The following is a 15,443-nucleotide window of genomic DNA, read 5'->3' as shown; positions in this document are numbered from 1 at the left end:
GACGGTCGAGAAGCGAGCGGAGTTCCGAGCGGCCATGAGTCACGCCGCGAACGCCGGCCGGGAGGTCATCGAGGCCGTGTACGAGCCGGGTCCGGCTCGGTCTCGACTCGGGGTTGCCCCTGTTCCGAGGAATCCGTGCGTGTCGTGATCAATGCAGGAATCCGGCACGATCGGGCCGTGTCCGAGTGGGTCGAAGGCCTTTCCCGGATGGACCGGCGGACGCAGGCCGCCGAGCCGGGCGATCGGGGTGGCAGTGTCGGGTCGGATGACGCAGGTGTCGCACGCGTTTGGCCGTCCGTAGCTGGGGGCCTGCTGAGAAATGAAAGGACCCGTACGTCGCCTTTCCGGCGCCGGTCCCGTCGAATGGCGCGGATCACGATCGGCACCGATTCTCGTGGGTAGGCCCGGCGCTAGCATGCGAGAGTGACTGATTCGCGTCCGGCGTGGTGCGCGCCCGCCCCGACGGGGAAGTCGGTCGAATCCAAAGAAACCCTCAAGATTGGGTAAGGAAACTGGCATGCCTGTCGACTCCCCCGTCGAACTCGATGACTTCGGTTCGTTGGTCGATCTCGCTGTTCAGCGCATTCTCGTGAGTGACGACGTGGCCGCGACGAAGTACCGCTCGGGTGCTCCCGTGGAGGATCTGCTCCGGGAGCGGCAGGTGCTCGCCGAGGCCGGCCGCCGGGCGGCGCAGATGGGGCTGGACCGGGAGTTCGCGATCCGCTTCTTCCGCAGCCAGATCGACGCGAGCAAGGTCGTGCAGCGGGGGATGCTCGCACGATGGCAGGCTCATCCTGAGGAGGCTCCCTCCACCCCGCCCGACCTGCAGTCGATCCGTGAGCGGCTCGACGAGCTCACCGACCAACTCCTCGAGCAGCTGCGTTCCACGCAGGTGGCTCGCCAGCACGCGTCGTTGTGCCGCACCCGTCTGCACGAGGCCCGGGTCCCCGTGGCCGCTGTGCACCATCTCGACGCGTTGCACCGCCGCGCGCTCGACCTGGCGACCGAGTGGATCTGCTCGGCCGACTGAGCTACCGATCCCGTCCCGCATCCGGGCGGTCGTCAGGCGGGAGTCCGTTCCAGAAGCTGTTGGAACAGGGCTTCCAGTCGCCGCGCCAGCGCAGCAGGGTCCGACCGGGTGGTCGCGGTGCTGCCCAGGACGTTGTGCATCAGCTGGAAGCCTGCGATGAGGGACAGGAACAGCGCGACGCGCTCGTGGGTGTCCGCCCCGGGCAGCAGGGCCGCCAGATGCTGCTCGAAATGCCGTTCGATGCTGTCTCGCAGGATGTCGGCGGCACGCGGGTTCGAGACCGAGCGCAGCATCAGCAGGAACCCGTCGACGTGATCATTTCCGTGGGATTCGTTCCCGACCAGCGCCGCGGCCGCGAACCGGCTGAGCGTGGCAGCGTCGTTCGTGAGCAGGGTCGGCTCTGCGAAGACGGCCTCCACGGTTTCCGTGAAAAGCAGCTCCTTGGAGCCGAAGTAGCGGTTGACCAGCATGGCGGTCACACCGGCGCCCTGCGCGATCTCGCGTACGCCGATCCCGTCGTAGCCGTACCGGGTGAAGGCGATCTTCGCTGACCGCAGGATCGCCTCCCTGGTCGACGCGGCATTGCGCCGCCGGGGCGCTGCCTCGCCGGTCGCGTTGCCCGTGTTCACGTTCACGACGGTAGAGGCTGGCGGCGCCCACCGAGCGCAGCGCCTCGCGGGCTACGGCTCGGACGGACGGAAGGGCACTTCCCGATCATCGCCCTCCTGCACCACCAGCGCTGTGCCCGGCGGTATTTCCCGCCACAGCCCCGGCAGGTCGACCAGCGGCTCGGAGACGATCACCCGGGACTCGTCGGAGAAGTGCTGAAGGCGCTCGTCCGCGGGGTAGAGCAGGCGGAGGTCGCGGACGGACGAGCTGACGTAGAGCGTGTTCGCCTCTGCGTCGCTCGCGTACCGGGCGGCGTAGAGGCGCACCCCGTCGCTGATCCCGACGGTCATCTGCAGCGGGTGCGCGGAGCCGGCGCGTCGTCCTTCGGCCTCGATGAACCCGGCCATCCGTTCGAGGCCGCCGACCGGGTCGTCGGCCAGGCCGAAGGTCAGCGCGAGGTAGAACATCAGCTCGGAGTCGGTGGTGCCCTCGATCTCGGGGAAGAGCTTCGGATCGACGCTGAGGAGCAGGTCGCGGCGCAGGCGGTCGTAGGCGTCGATGAACCCGTTGTGGACGAACATCCACTGGCCGTACCGGAACGGGTGGCAGTTGGTCTGCTGCACGGGTGTGCCGGTCGAGGCGCGGACGTGGGCGAGGAACAGCGGCGAGCTGATCTGTGCGCTGACCTCCCGGAGGTTGCGGTCGCCCCATGCCGGTGACGCGCTGCGGAACAGGCCCGGCGCGTCCGCCGTGCCGTACCAGCCGAGGCCGTGGCCGTCGGCGTTGGCGACGGAGAGGTCCGGTGCGTGGCTCTTGCTCTGCTCGATCAGCGACCGCGCAGGCTGGTAGAGCAGCTCCTCGGGGCGAATCGGAGCGCCGAAGTAGCCCAGCCAGCGGCACATGCCTGCGACTCTCCCAGCTGGTGTGCCGACCTGCACGACCCATCGGGGGACGTCCCCCGGTCGCCGGCAGTGCCCCCTCCGTCCGCAGTGGCCGGTGGCGCCTGAGATCCTCTCAGTTAAGTCACCGCCGTTCACTTGTTAGCGCTACGCCGTAGTGTTAACTTTCGCCGCACTGACGAGACGGAGGAGCCACGTGGTCGAGGTTCAGATGCGGATCAACGGGACCGTCCGGTCCATCGAGGTGGAACCGCGGGTCAGCCTGCTCGACCTGCTGCGTGAGCAACTCGGGCTCACCGGCACCAAGAAGGGCTGCAACCAGGGAGCATGCGGTGCATGCACCGTGCTCGTCGACGGTGAGCGGATCAACTCCTGCCTCACTCTCGCCGTGCAGTACGCGGGCCGCGAGATCACCACGATCGAGGGTGTCGCCGCCGACGGCAGGCCGCATCCCCTGCAGGCGGCCTTCATCCGCAACGACGGGTTCCAGTGCGGCTACTGCACGTCCGGGCAGATCTGTTCGGCGATCGGGATGCTCGCCGAGCACCGTGCCGGCGTCCCGAGCGCCGTCACCGAACACCTCGCTGCCGGGCCCGCAGAGCTCTCGGGGCAGGAGATCCGGGAGCGCATGAGCGGAAACCTGTGCCGGTGCGGCGCCTACAACGGGATCGTCGAGTCGATCCAGGAGGTCGCCTCGGGCGATCTCGACCTGCTGGAGGGTGCGCGATGAGGCCGTTCGCCTACGTCAGCGCGCCGGACGTCGCCACCGCGGTCCGCGCCATCGCGTCGGAGCCCCGGGCGAAGTTCATCGGGGGCGGCACGAACCTCGTCGACCTCATGCGCGAGGACATCGAGCAGCCCGACACGGTCGTCGACATCACGGGGCTCCCGCTCACGGAGATCACGGAGCTGCCCGAGGGCGGGGCGCGGATCGGCGCGCTCGTCCGCAACAGCCGTCTGGCCGCCCACCAGGTCATCCGCAGGCGCTACCCGGTGCTGTCCCAGGCCGTCCTGACCGGTGCGTCGGGTCAGCTGCGGAACATGGCGACGGTCGGCGGCAACCTGCTGCAGCGCACCCGCTGCCCGTACTTCTACGACCGCTCCGCCACCTGCAACAAGCGGGAGCCGGCCAGCGGATGCGACGCGGTGGGTGGCTTCACCCGGGGGCACGCCGTGCTCGGCACCAGCGAGAGCTGCATCGCCACGCACCCCTCGGACATGTGCGTGGCGCTGGCCGCGCTCGACGCGGTCGTCGAGGTGGAGAGCATCCGGGGCAGCAGGCGCATCCCGCTCGTCGAGTTCCACCGGCTGCCGGACGCCACTCCGCACGTGGAGACCGAGATCGCCCCCGACGAGCTGATCACGGCTGTCGAGCTGCCGCCCCTGCCGCTGGCGGCCACGTCCCGCTACCGCAAGGTGCGGGACCGGGCGTCCTACGCTTTCGCGCTCGTGTCCGTCGCTGCCGCGATGGAGGTCCGCGACGGCACCGTGAGCGCATCCCGCCTCGCGCTCGGAGGCGTCGCACCGAAGCCCTGGCGCGCCCGCGTGGCCGAGGAGGCGCTGGTCGGCGCCCCGGCCACCGCGGAGTCGTTCCGGCGGGCCGCGGCGGCCGAGCTCGCTCCTGCCGTCGCGCAGCGCGAGAACGCGTTCAAGATCGAGCTGGCCGAGCGGACGATCGTCGCCACGCTTCGGCAGCTGCTCACCGAGGGGAGTGCCGCATGACCCAGGTGGAGAACCGGCCACTGACGACGACGTTCGGGCCCGTCGTCGGCCGGCCCATCGACCGCGTCGACGGCACGGCCAAGACCACCGGCGAGGCCCGCTTCTCCGCGGAGTACCCCTACGCCGACCTCGCGTACGCCGCACTCGTGTACGCGACCGTCAGCCGCGCCCGGATCACCGGCATCGACACCGCCGCCGCGTTCGCGGTCGACGGGGTTCTCTCGGTGATCACGCACCTCAACGCGCCGCCGATGAAGCCGCCCCGCCCGGTGAACTACATGAACCTGAGCACGCTCGCCTCGGGGACGTCGGTGAACTACCTCAACACCGACGAGGTGCACTGGAACGGGCAGCCGGTGGCCGTCGTCGTCGCCGAGACGCTCGACGCGGCCCAAGAGGCCGCCCGGCTGGTCTCCGTCTCCTACGAGGAGCTGCCCGCTGCGGTGGACTTCGCCGCGGAGGAGCGCAACGCCGTCCCACAGAAGAACACCGCCATGGACTCGGGCAGCGCGAAGAAGGGCGACGCCGAGGCCGCGCTCGCCGCGGCTCCGGTGTCGGTGGACCTGCGCTTCACCACCCCGGGACACAACCACAACGCCCTCGAACCGCACGCGACCACGGCGGCATGGGACGGCGACCGGCTCGTGGTCCACGAGGGCGCTCAGAACGTCGCGTGGGTGCGTGATCAGCTCGCATGGAGGTTCGACGTGCCCGCGGCCGCGGTGCGCGTGATCGCCCCATACGTCGGCGGCGCCTTCGGCGGCAAGACCACGATCTGGGCAGGCACCGTCCTCACGGTGCTGGCGGCGCGGGTCACCGGCCGGCCGGTCCGCATGATGCTCACCCGCGAGGGCGTCTACCGCACCGTCGGCGGGCGCACCCCGTCGACGCAACGGGTGGCGATCGGTGCGGAGACCGACGGCAGCATGACCGCGCTGATCCACACGAGTGTGACGCAGGTGGGCCGGGCGGGCGGAGGGCCGGAGCAGGTGACGTCCCAGTCGCGGCACCTCTACGACGCGAAGAACATCCTGGTGCAGCAGCACCAGGTCACGCTGGACACGTTGCCCAACACCTTCATGCGCGCCCCGGGTGAGTCCATCGGCACCTTCGCGCTGGAGGCCGCGGTCGACGAGCTCGCCTACGAGCTGGGGATCGACCCGATCGAGCTGCGGATGCGCAACGAGCCGGAGCGCAACCCGATCGACGGCAAGCGGTTCGCCCATCGAGCGCTACGCGAGGCCTACGCCCGCGGGGCGGAGCTGTTCGGCTGGTCGGCCCGCACGCCCCGGCCCGGCTCGATGCGCGACGGGAGATGGCTGGTCGGCATGGGTGTGGCGTCGGCGTACCACCCGGCGTGGCAGTTCGCGGCCAACGTCACGGTCCGGCTCGCGGCCGACGGCAGCGTCCTCGTGCGGTGCGGGTTCCACGAGATGGGCATGGGCGGGGCCACGGCCCAGGCCCAGATCGCCGCCGACGCGCTCGGCGTGCCGTTCGAGGCCGTCACCGTGGAGTACGGGGACAGCGCGCTCCCCACCGGACCGGGCGCGGGCGGCTCGGGCCAGACCGCGAGCGTGGCCGCGAGCCTCCTGGAGGCGTGCGACAAGCTGAAGCGGTCGGTGCTGGCCCTGGCGGCGCGCTCGGCGGAGTCCCCGCTGCGGGGGCAGCGCCTGTCCGACGTCCGGGCCAGGGACGCCGGGCTCTACCGCACCGACGACGCGCGCGGCGAGTCCTACGCGGCGATCCTCGGGCGGGCCGCCCAGGTCTCCGTCGACGCCGCGGTGGGCTCCGACACCCGGCTGGGCAGCGTCGTCGGCCAGGCACGGTTCCTGACCAAGTTCCTGCTCGACAACCGCCGCTGGGTGAAGGCCGCGGCCGGGGCGCAGTTCTGCGAGGTGCGTGTCGACCCGGACACCGGGGAGGTGCGGGTGTCGCGCTGGCTCGGCGTGTTCGACGTCGGCACGGTGATCAACGCGAAGACCGCGAGCAGCCAGTTGCGCGGAGGGATCGTGATGGGCATCGGCATGGCGTTGCAGGAGCAGAGCCTCGTCGACCGGCGCACCGGCCGCATCATGAACGCCAACCTCGCCGAGTACCACGTCCCGGTGCACGCCGACATCCCGCCGATCGACGTGTTCTACCTGGGCGATCCAGACCCCACGATGCCGCTGGGCGTGATCGGGATCGGCGAGGTGAGCATCACCGGGGTGGCGGCGGCGATCGCCAACGCCGTGCACCACGCCACCGGCAAGCGGGTCCGGGACCTGCCCATCACCCTGGACAAGCTGTTGTGATGAGTCCATGGCGAGTGACCGGATGACGTTCCGGCGTGCCCGTAGCCCCGAACACAAGCAGCAGCGCTACGACGCCATCCTCGCCGCCGCCCGCTCTCAGGGCCTGCGGAAAGGGGTGCGCAACGTCAGCCTGGCGGACATCGCTTCCGAGGTCGGTGTGCACAAGTCGGCGCTGTTGCGCTACTTCGAGACCCGGGAGGAGATCTACCTCCACCTCATGGCCGAGGGCTGGCAGGAGTGGGTCGAGGGCATGCGCGGCGAGCTCGAGCAACTGCCGGTCGGCTCGATCGAGGGGGTGGCGGGCGTGGTCGCCCGCACGCTGGCCGACCGGCCACTGCTCTGCGATCTGATGATGCACACCCCGCTCACGCTGGAGCGGAACGTGTCGCTCGAGTCCGTGCGCGCCTACAAGCTTGCGACCTTCGCGTCGCTCGCGGACGGCACGGCGCTGCTGCTCCGGGTCCTGCCGGACCTCACCGAGTCCGACGTCATGGATCTCATGGTCGTGGTCACGGGGGTGGCCGCGGCGCTCTGGCAGGCCGCCCACCCGCCGCCTGCGCTGGTCGCCCTCTACGCCGAGGATCCGCAGCTCGCGCACGGGCAGGTGGAGTTCACCCCGGCGCTGCAGCGGGTCGTCGAGGTGACGTTGAGGGGTCTCCTGCCACGCCTGTCGGGCTCGTCAGGCCGACCGGCGCAGAGGGAAGAGCCAGGCGTCGTCGATGCGCCGCCCGGGTGATCCGGTTACGGTCCGTGTCCACTCGACCAGCGGAGCGGAGTCGATCCCCGGCCGGTCGACGACGAGCACGACCGTGACCCCCGCCGTGCGGAGCTGGCGTGCCGCGGCGCCGGCGCCCGCCATGGAGGTGGGCCGCCCGGCGGAGATCTGCTCGGCGACGTCCTGGTAGAGGTTCGACGGCGCCTCGAGCAGCAGGTCGTGGCGGGGGTCGGAGCCGATGAAGTAGCCGCCGGTCGTGCGGTACGCCATTCCGGAGGCGGCCTGCCAGAGCAGCGGATCCGCTCCGCCCACCCATTCGCCGGTGATCCTCGGGACGGTCTCGACGACGTCGCGGTCGTCGAGGTACTGCTGCGCGGAGCGGGTGAAGAACGCCGGGACCGTAGCCGGCACCGACGCCTGCGAGTTCGACGGGAGCCAGGTGGCGGCCGCGAGCAGCGTCGCGGCCACGGCGGCGGTGCGGCCCGGGCCGGGGGGCCGGTCGGCCAGGTGGTCGAGCCAGGCCGCGACGATCACGGCCGCGCAGAGCGCGACGAAGACCTGGAACCGGACGGGTTCGATCTCGGCCAGCAGAGGCACCCGCTCGACGAGATGCCACGGCAGCGGGATACCGGTGTCGTGGTTGAGCACCACGGCGTTGATCCCGAAGGACAGCACGAGCAGCACCAGCCCGACCGTCGCGGTGACCCGCACCAGGGCGCTCCGGAGCGCGACCACCGCCACGACCAGGACGATCAGCAGTGCCACGCCGAGGTAGCCGCCTTGCTCTCCCGGATGCGAGTGCAGTTGCTCCCCGAGCCGCCCGGTGCCGAACCGGAGCGAGGACAGCGGGCTCGGCACGACGACGTTGGCGACGTCGGCTCCGCTGGTGGCGGGGTCCCGGATCTGCCCCCGAGGCCGCGCCGGCCCGGCGAGGAGCAGGTAGAGGGGGTAGGGGACCAGCGCTACGTACGTGGCGACGCACGCCGCTGCCGCCCTGGCGACGCTCGGGATCCGCTCGGCGGCGAGCTGGGGCCGGCGGATGGCCAGGCACGCCGCGGCGACCACAAGTGCGACGCCGCCGAGCGCCGCGGTCTGCGAGTAGATCCCGGTCTGTACGGCGAATCCGCCACCGAGCAGCATGCCCGCGCGGGCCGGGCGGGCACCCGGCGTGACGAAGATGGCGTGCATCGCCCACAGGAGGATGGGCGGCAGGATGGCCCAGACGAGGTTGATGTGGCCGACCGAACTGTGCGCCGCGACAAATGGCGAGAATGCATACAGTAGCCCGGCGATTGAGCGCGGCAGCCATCGATTGATGTACGGCCGCAGTGCCAGTACGAGAGCCAGACCGGAAACCACCGGACCGAGAATCATTCCGATGTTGAAGGCAGCGACCGCCCCAGCGGTCAGGGTGATCGGGGCCAGCAGGAACGCGAGTAGGGGGACCGAGGTGTTCCACATCGCGTTCACGCCGGTCGGGTAGTGCTGGAACGTGGTGAACAGCGGGTCCTCGCCGTGGCCGGCAGCCCAGGGGAACCAGTTCAACCACCAGACGAACAGGTGGGCGTCGGAGGTCCAGCCGGTGGTGGAGCCGGCCAGGTCGCCCAGCACGCGATGGTGCAGTGCGAGCGACGCGGCGAGATAGGCGGTGGCCGTGAGCGCGAGCGCGACGACCGGGTGCGTCGGAAGTCGGGTGATCTCGCGGTGGGGGGCCTCCGTGCGGAGGCGGGTGGGCGCGAGCACCGCCCAGTTCTAGCTCACGCCATCGTGCTACGCATGGCCGCGTGCCGGGCCTTGAGCGCGGTGTCCTTGTTGATGGGGTCGTGGGCCTCGTCCGGCTCGATCTTGCCGGCGATCGCGACGGCGTCGAGAACGCTGAACATGCGGACGAGATGGGCGATACGCGCCTCGTCCTGGTCGACCGCTTCCTGCTCGCCGGTGGCGAGGGCGAGCGTGCGGTCGATCCAGATGACCTCGACGTGCAGGTCGGCGTGCTGCAGCATGTCGCACAGCCGGTCGCGCAGCTCGTTGGGATGCAGGTCGACCCACTCGGACAGAGTCTCCGGGTCGATCGGAAGCAGCCGTCCACGCTTGCGGAAATAGATGAGCTCGGCCGCGTAGGCGTGGCCGTAGGCGTTGTACCGGCATCCGTTGTGCAGCGAGATGCTCATGCAGATCAGTTGGGTGCGCAACGGCCCCAGAGCGCGCAGGGTGCGGTCGTAACGGTGAATGCTTCCCAGGCTCCATCCCACCGCTCGGGTGGCTCCCAACTGCTCGACGGTGGCGCCCGCGAGCCGGGGAACGAAGCCCCAGTACTCCTTGCCCAACCCTTCGAGGAGGCCTGTTGCGAGCCGATCGAGCTCGCCAGCAGCCATTCCCCTACCCCCTACCGTGTGAGTGTTACGAATAGTACCCGCACGTGCAGGCGCATGTGCGCTCATCGGCGAACGAGATGTCGCCGGGCGCGGAGTCCTGTCAATCGCGAGTGACGTATCCAACGCAATAAGACTAGTAGTGGTTGACGTATTCGGCTGAAGGGGCGGTCATGACACCCCGCAGTTCGTCCAAACGTGCAGTTCGCAACGATAATGACTACTTACCGTGATCAACTCGCCCCACGATCGCGCGCCACGCCGAACGCGGGCCGATCCTGCTCTCCGGCCCCGTCCGGCACACTCCAGCCGTGCCTCCACGCCAGGATTGTGGCCTCCCTGACCTCTCCGGCACCGTCGGGCTCGTCACCGGAGCGAGTGGTGGCATCGGTTCCGGGATCGCTGCGCGTCTGGCGGCCGCGGGAGCGGCCGTGATCGTGCACCACCATCGGGGAGCGGACCGAGCGGCGGCGGTGGCGGCCGGGATCGCGGACCGGGGCGGCCAGGCCGCGACCGCCATGGCCGACCTCACCCGGCCCGAGGAGTGCGCGGCGCTGATGGCGGTGGCCGTGGAGCGATACGGACGGCTCGACGCCGTGGTCGCAGCCGCAGGCGTGCAGCCCGTGGCGGCGCTTCCCGGCATGAGCGTCGAGGCGTGGCGCGAGGTGCTCGATGCCAACGCCACAGGCGCCTTCGCCACCGTGCAGGCGGCGGCCGCCGTCATGACGGGACACGGCGGGTCGATCACGCTCATCGCGTCGGTCGAGGGCACCCGCCCGGCCGGCGGGCACGCGCACTACTCCGCGTCCAAGGCGGCGACGATCATGCTCGCCCGCAGCGCGGCGCTCGAATACGGCGGCGCCGGGATCAGGGTCAACACGGTGTCGCCCGGGCTGATCGACCGCCCCGGCCTGGCACAGGACTGGCCCGACGGGGTGCAGAGCTGGAAACGGGCCGCGCCGCTGGGCAGGCTGGGCGCGAGCCGCGATGTGGGCGACGCGTGCGTCTTCCTGGCATCGCCCATGGCCCGCTGGATCACCGGGCACGACCTCGTGGTGGACGGCGGGATGTCGGCGGTGCCGGCATGGTGACCCGCGCCGAGGGCGAGCGGGTGGCCGCGCTGCTCGGCCTGGAGCCGCTGCCCGGCGAGGGCGGCCTGTTCCGGCGCACCCACCTCGACGCCCACTCCTCGGCGATCTACTACCTGCTGCTGGCCCCCGACTTCTCCGCTCTGCACCGCCTCGACTCCACCGAGACCTACCACTGGTACGCCGGGACACCTCTGCGACTGCTCCTGCTGCATCCCGGCGGCCGGGTCGACGAACCGGTGCTCGGGCCCGACCTCGCGGCCGGGCAGCGGCCGCAGGTGGTGGTGCCGGCGGGTACGTGGCAGGGCTCCGGACCGCAGGGGGAGTGGTCGCTGGTGGGTACGACGACCGCGCCTCCGTTCGACTGGACGGGCTTCCGGCTCGGCGAGCGTGTGGACCTCCTCGCCCGGTACCCCGATGCCCACGTGCGCATCACGGAGCTGACCCGGCAGGCCCGCTCCGACGGGTGAGCGTGGCCGACCGTCAGGAGTCGTGCGGCTCCGCCGAGGGCTCGCCGTGTACGGCGAACGCGGCCCCGAACGGGTCGATGAGCACTGCCATCCGACCGAACGGCGTGTCCTGTGGCCCGGTGACCACCGCGCCGCCGCCGTGCTCGGTGGTGCCCACTGCCGCGTCGACGTCGGCGACGGCGAAGTAGGGCAGCCAATGGGCGGGCATCCCGGCCGGACCGACCTTCCCGCCCATGCCGCCTGCCGTCCGACCGCCCACCTGGAACGTCTCGTAGTCGCCCGGCATGTCCGGGCTCGGCTGGAACGTGTGCCCGAAAACCGCTGCATAGAAGCGTCTGCCTGCCTCGAGGTCGGTGAGCCGGGCTTCTGCCCAGACCAGCGCGCCCGGCTCGTCGTAGATCTCGATGCCGATCTGCCCCGCTGCCTGCCAGACGCCGAACGAGGCGCCGCAGGGGTCGAGCCCGACGAGCATGCGGCCGTTGCCCGGGACGTCGAACGGATCGATGAGCACGCTGCCCCCGGCCGCGCCCACGAGCTTCGCGGTGGCGTCGGCGTCGTCGCTGGCCAGATAGACCGTCCAGGACGACGGCTGGCCCTCCTGCTGGAGCGACCCGATCGCCGCCGCGGCCCGGTCGTGCGTGCGGGCGACGTGGTAATGGCCGAACTGCGCTCCCGAGTCGACGAACGACCACCCGAAGACCGGGCCGTAGAACTCCGTGGCCGCCCGGACGTCGGGGACCGCGAGGTCGGCCCAGCACGGGGTGCCGGGGGGCCACGGATCGTCACGCGTCGGCATGGCGCGCCTCCAGTGGAGTGGAACGCGAGGACAGTTGGGACGGCGCACAGCCAACCACCGGTCCCCGACACAATGCGTCATCCAATCGGCTGCTCACGGTCACGGCCCCCCGGTCGTGGAGCGGTCGTGGCCGGTTAGGGTCCCACCAGCAGTGATGAGGAGGCACCGTGTCCGAGGAAGCGCCTGTCGGCCGCGTCGTCGGCACCGAGGACTCCACCCCGCTCCAGTTCAGCGTGGCGCTCGCGCCCGAGCAGTATCTGCAGCTCGACGACGTCGTGGTCACCGTCCGTCCCGTGCCGGGGATCGGTCCGGTGCTGACGTCCGGGGTGGTCACCGAGGTCCGGGCCCGGCACGAGGGAGCCACCTTCGGCTCCGACGTCTTCCTCATCGCCGACGGCGTGCTGCCCGCTCACGTGCAGGAGGTCGCGGAGGTCACCACCACGCGGGTGGAACCGGAGTGCTACGTCCCGCCCACGCCCGGATCGCTTGCCCAGCGTGCCACCGGAGAGGAGCGCGCGCGGGCGCTGTACTTCGACCAGATGAGCCTCAAGGTGCCCGTCGGGCTCGGACGTGACGGCGAGCCGATCTACGTCAACCTGGAGTTCCTCGACGGCACCCGCGGCGGCCACGTCTCGATCAGCGGCATCTCCGGCGTCGCGACGAAGACGAGCTTCGCCCTCTTCCTGCTGTACTCGATCTTCCGCAGTGGTGTGCTGGGGCGGCGGTCGGTCAACGCGAAGGCGTTGGTCTTCAGCGTGAAGGGCGAGGACCTGCTGTTCCTCGACCAGGCCAACAGGCGCCTCGACGACGACCTGCGCGAGGCATACGCCAAGCTCGGCCTGCTCGCCGCACCGTTCGCCTCGGCCGGCTTCTTCGCCCCGCCCACCCCCGACGACCTCTCCGGACGTCCGCACGTCACCGGCCGCACCAGCGGCGTCACCGCCTTCTGGTGGACGCTCGCCGAGTTCTGCGCCGAGGAGTTGCTGCCCTACGTCTTCGCCGACGCGGAGGACGAGCGCAACCAGTACACGATGGTCATCCACCAGGTCGCCGCGCGGCTGCGGCGCGAGGCGGAAGCCGTCGGCGACGGCGCCGTCGCGGTGGGCGGCAAGGTGCTGCGCACCTACGACGACCTCGTGGAGTTCGTCTCCGACCGGCTCACCGACGAGGACGACCGCCGCGACTGGGCAGGCCCCGTCACCGGCACCGGCACGATCAACGCGTTCCTTCGCCGGCTGCGTTCGAGCCTCAAGCCGTTGCGCACGATCGTCCGCGGCGACCTCACCGACACACCCGGCCGTCGCGTGAGCACCGACGCGCACCAGGTCACGGTGGTCGACCTGCACAACCTCCCCGAGCGCGCCCAGCGGTTCGTCGTCGGCGTGGTGCTCGCGTCCGAGACCGCCCGCAAGGAGGCAGCCGGGCCCGGCGGGCTGCTGTTCACGATGATCGACGAGCTGAACAAGTACGCGCCGCGGGAGGGCTCGAGCCCGATCAAGGAGGTGCTGCTCGACATCGCCGAGCGCGGCCGGTCGCTGGGGATCATCCTGATCGGCGCCCAGCAGACGGCGAGCGAGGTGGAGCGGCGGATCGTCTCGAACTCCTCGGTGAAGGTGGTCGGCAGGCTCGACCCCGCCGAGGCCGGGCGGCCCGAGTACGGCTTCCTGCCGGCGTCGCAGCGCCAGCGCGCCACGATCGCGAAGCCGGGCACCATGTTCGTCTCGCAGCCGGAGATCCCGGTGCCGCTGGCCGTCGAGTTCCCGTTCCCGGCCTGGGCCACCCGGCTCTCGGAGTCGGCGGGCGACCCGGAACGCGCCGGCGCAGCCACCAACGGTGCGGTGCGGCGCGACCCGTTCGCGCGGCTCCCGGTGGCGCCGGACGACGAAGACGACGCCCCGTTCTGAGAGTGATGATTCGATCAGCGCATGACCGCTGACGCTCCCACGATCCTCGCCACCTCGATGGGCTTCGCCTTCCGGGACCGGAACGAGATCGACTACGACCCCGGTCCGATCTTCTCCCACGCCTTCGAGCTGGCGCGGGCGTCCGCGCGTCCGAAGGTGTGCTTCATCGGCACCGCCACCGGCGATGCGGTCACCGATATCGCCACTTTCTACGCCGCCTTCGCCGCCCACGACGTGCAGGCGTCTCACCTGGCCCTGTTCGCGATGCCGAACGTCGAGGACGTGCGGGGGCACCTGCTCTCCCAGGACGTGATCTGGGTCGGCGGTGGGAGCACCGCCAACCTGCTCGCGGTCTGGCGGGTGCATGGGCTGGACCGGATCCTTCGAGAATGCTGGGAATCCCGGGTGGTGCTGGGCGGTGTCTCGGCCGGGTCGATCTGCTGGCACGAGAGCGGCACCACCGATTCGTTCGGGCGGCAGCTCGCGCCTCTCACCAATGGGCTGGGCTTTCTTCCGTACTCGAACGGGGTGCACTACGACGCCGAGAAAAGGCGTCGGCCACTCTTTCACGATCTGATCGGGAACGGCACGTTCGGCGCCGGTTACGCCACGGACAACGGTGTCGGCATCCACTATCGGGGCACCGAGTTCGTCGAGGCGGTGGCGGATCGACCCGGCGTGTACGCCTACCGTGTGGAGCGGGGGTCCGACGGAACGGTGAGCGAGACGAGGATTCCTCCTCGGCTGCTCTGATTTTTCTGATGCGGACCGCTCGATCAGGGCGCACGGTTCGTTCTGCAGGAATGTCGAAAACCAGGCAAACCGGTGCCGCGGTCCCTCGGTCGGGTAGGTGGCGACTAGGCTGCGCGTCGGGGGAACTGCAGTGGTGCGGCTCCTGGAGCGAGCCTCGTGGCCGGCGGTGGTGTTGGGGGGATCTGCCGAATAACGCGGACCGGCGGAATTGTCAGTCTTCCGGACGACGGCGCAGTGGCGCGGGCTCGGCATCCGGTCATCAACTGGTTCGGCATCGGGGTTTGCGCATGAGAACTGTCTATCGAGTCCTGGCCTACGCGATCGCGCTCGAGGTCTTGGTCCAGGGCGCGATGATGACCTTCGCGGTGTTCGGTTTGAGGCATTGGATCGATGAGGGCGGCGTGCTGGACGAGGCCATCGTCCAGCACCATGCGGAGGGGTTCGGTGAAGTCGTCGGATTCCAACTCCACGCCACGAACGAGCAGATGATCGTCCCGGCCATCGCCGTCCTGCTCCTGATCTCCGCCTTCTTCGCGAAGGTGTCGAAGGCCGTGGGGTGGGCCGTGATCGTCCTGCTCTCGGTCGTCGTCCAGGTGCTGTTGGGCCTGTTCGCGATCGATGCACCCGCACTGGGGATCCTGCACGGGATCAACGGGATCCTGCTGTTCGCCTTCGCGCTGTTCGCGGCACGCAGTGCGCATGTATCCGGTGCCAGGTCGTTGCCGGCTTCTCGTGGCACCGCCGATGTGGGCCGATCAGGGGTGATCAGATCCACGAGCTAGGCCGCCGGC

General features: G+C 70.5%; 15 protein-coding genes. 10 read left to right on the top strand and 5 right to left on the bottom strand.

Going from position 1 to position 15,443, the window contains the following annotated elements; genetic code table 11:
- Positions 1 to 517 precede the first annotated feature (517 nt).
- Positions 518 to 1,030, top strand: a complete 513-nt coding sequence (locus ABD743_RS01440) for a chorismate mutase (RefSeq protein WP_344717938.1) — start codon at positions 518 to 520, stop codon at positions 1,028 to 1,030.
- 32 nt (positions 1,031 to 1,062) lie between these two features.
- On the opposite strand, the gene ABD743_RS01435 is transcribed toward ABD743_RS01440, so the two are convergent.
- Complete coding sequence (locus ABD743_RS01435; protein WP_344717936.1) at positions 1,063 to 1,659, bottom strand: TetR/AcrR family transcriptional regulator; 597 nt, start codon at positions 1,657 to 1,659, stop codon at positions 1,063 to 1,065.
- 51 nt (positions 1,660 to 1,710) lie between these two features.
- A complete protein-coding gene (locus tag ABD743_RS01430; RefSeq protein WP_344717934.1) occupies positions 1,711 to 2,541 on the bottom strand; it encodes a class II glutamine amidotransferase in 831 nt (276 codons plus the stop codon).
- A gap of 193 nt (positions 2,542 to 2,734) precedes the next feature.
- Here ABD743_RS01430 and ABD743_RS01425 point away from each other — a divergent pair, with 193 nt between their 5' ends.
- The 4 genes from ABD743_RS01425 to ABD743_RS01410 are packed head-to-tail and all read left to right on the top strand — an operon-like array spanning position 2,735 to position 7,290.
- Positions 2,735 to 3,268, top strand: a complete 534-nt coding sequence (locus tag ABD743_RS01425) for a 2Fe-2S iron-sulfur cluster-binding protein (RefSeq protein WP_344717932.1) — start codon at positions 2,735 to 2,737, stop codon at positions 3,266 to 3,268.
- A complete protein-coding gene (locus tag ABD743_RS01420) occupies positions 3,265 to 4,260 on the top strand; it encodes an FAD binding domain-containing protein (protein WP_344717930.1) in 996 nt (331 codons plus the stop codon). The genes ABD743_RS01425 and ABD743_RS01420 overlap by 4 nt, the downstream gene beginning before the upstream one ends.
- Complete coding sequence (locus ABD743_RS01415; protein WP_344717928.1) at positions 4,257 to 6,554, top strand: xanthine dehydrogenase family protein molybdopterin-binding subunit; 2,298 nt, start codon at positions 4,257 to 4,259, stop codon at positions 6,552 to 6,554. The genes ABD743_RS01420 and ABD743_RS01415 overlap by 4 nt, the downstream gene beginning before the upstream one ends.
- A gap of 7 nt (positions 6,555 to 6,561) precedes the next feature.
- Positions 6,562 to 7,290, top strand: a complete 729-nt coding sequence (locus tag ABD743_RS01410; protein WP_344717926.1) for a TetR/AcrR family transcriptional regulator — start codon at positions 6,562 to 6,564, stop codon at positions 7,288 to 7,290.
- Here ABD743_RS01410 and ABD743_RS01405 read toward each other — a convergent pair.
- The gene (locus tag ABD743_RS01405; protein ID WP_344717924.1) at positions 7,234 to 9,012 is read right to left on the bottom strand and encodes a hypothetical protein; all 1,779 of its coding nucleotides are present in this window, start codon (positions 9,010 to 9,012) and stop codon (positions 7,234 to 7,236) included. The two genes, ABD743_RS01410 and ABD743_RS01405, sit on opposite strands and share 57 nt — an antisense overlap.
- A 14-nt stretch (positions 9,013 to 9,026) precedes the next feature.
- The gene (locus ABD743_RS01400) at positions 9,027 to 9,644 is read right to left on the bottom strand and encodes a hypothetical protein (RefSeq protein WP_344717922.1); all 618 of its coding nucleotides are present in this window, start codon (positions 9,642 to 9,644) and stop codon (positions 9,027 to 9,029) included.
- A gap of 308 nt (positions 9,645 to 9,952) precedes the next feature.
- On the opposite strand from ABD743_RS01400, the gene ABD743_RS01395 reads away from it, so the two are divergent.
- Together ABD743_RS01395 and ABD743_RS01390 are read left to right on the top strand one after the other, a co-directional pair.
- Positions 9,953 to 10,732, top strand: coding sequence for an SDR family NAD(P)-dependent oxidoreductase (locus tag ABD743_RS01395; RefSeq protein ID WP_344717920.1), 780 nt, complete (start codon positions 9,953 to 9,955; stop codon positions 10,730 to 10,732).
- A complete protein-coding gene (locus tag ABD743_RS01390) occupies positions 10,726 to 11,199 on the top strand; it encodes a cupin domain-containing protein (protein ID WP_344717918.1) in 474 nt (157 codons plus the stop codon). The genes ABD743_RS01395 and ABD743_RS01390 overlap by 7 nt, the downstream gene beginning before the upstream one ends.
- A 13-nt stretch (positions 11,200 to 11,212) precedes the next feature.
- Here ABD743_RS01390 and ABD743_RS01385 read toward each other — a convergent pair whose 3' ends face one another.
- The gene (locus tag ABD743_RS01385) at positions 11,213 to 11,995 is read right to left on the bottom strand and encodes a VOC family protein (RefSeq protein ID WP_344717917.1); all 783 of its coding nucleotides are present in this window, start codon (positions 11,993 to 11,995) and stop codon (positions 11,213 to 11,215) included.
- Positions 11,996 to 12,162: 167 nt separating this feature from the next.
- Between ABD743_RS01385 and ABD743_RS01380 the strand changes: the two genes are divergently transcribed.
- From ABD743_RS01380 to ABD743_RS01370, 3 genes are all read left to right on the top strand, one after another.
- A complete protein-coding gene (locus tag ABD743_RS01380) occupies positions 12,163 to 13,899 on the top strand; it encodes an ATP-binding protein (RefSeq protein WP_344717915.1) in 1,737 nt (578 codons plus the stop codon).
- 21 nt (positions 13,900 to 13,920) lie between these two features.
- Positions 13,921 to 14,652: a Type 1 glutamine amidotransferase-like domain-containing protein gene (locus tag ABD743_RS01375; protein WP_344717913.1), complete on the top strand. Its 732-nt coding sequence runs from the start codon at positions 13,921 to 13,923 to the stop codon at positions 14,650 to 14,652.
- A 287-nt stretch (positions 14,653 to 14,939) separates the two neighbouring features.
- Positions 14,940 to 15,434, top strand: a complete 495-nt coding sequence (locus ABD743_RS01370; RefSeq protein WP_344717911.1) for a hypothetical protein — start codon at positions 14,940 to 14,942, stop codon at positions 15,432 to 15,434.
- Positions 15,435 to 15,443: the final 9 nt, after the last annotated feature.

The organism is Pseudonocardia yunnanensis (assembly GCF_039534065.1).
Classification (GTDB): Bacteria; Actinomycetota; Actinomycetes; order Mycobacteriales; family Pseudonocardiaceae; genus Pseudonocardia; species Pseudonocardia yunnanensis.
This window is presented reverse-complemented; position numbering and strand designations above follow the sequence as displayed.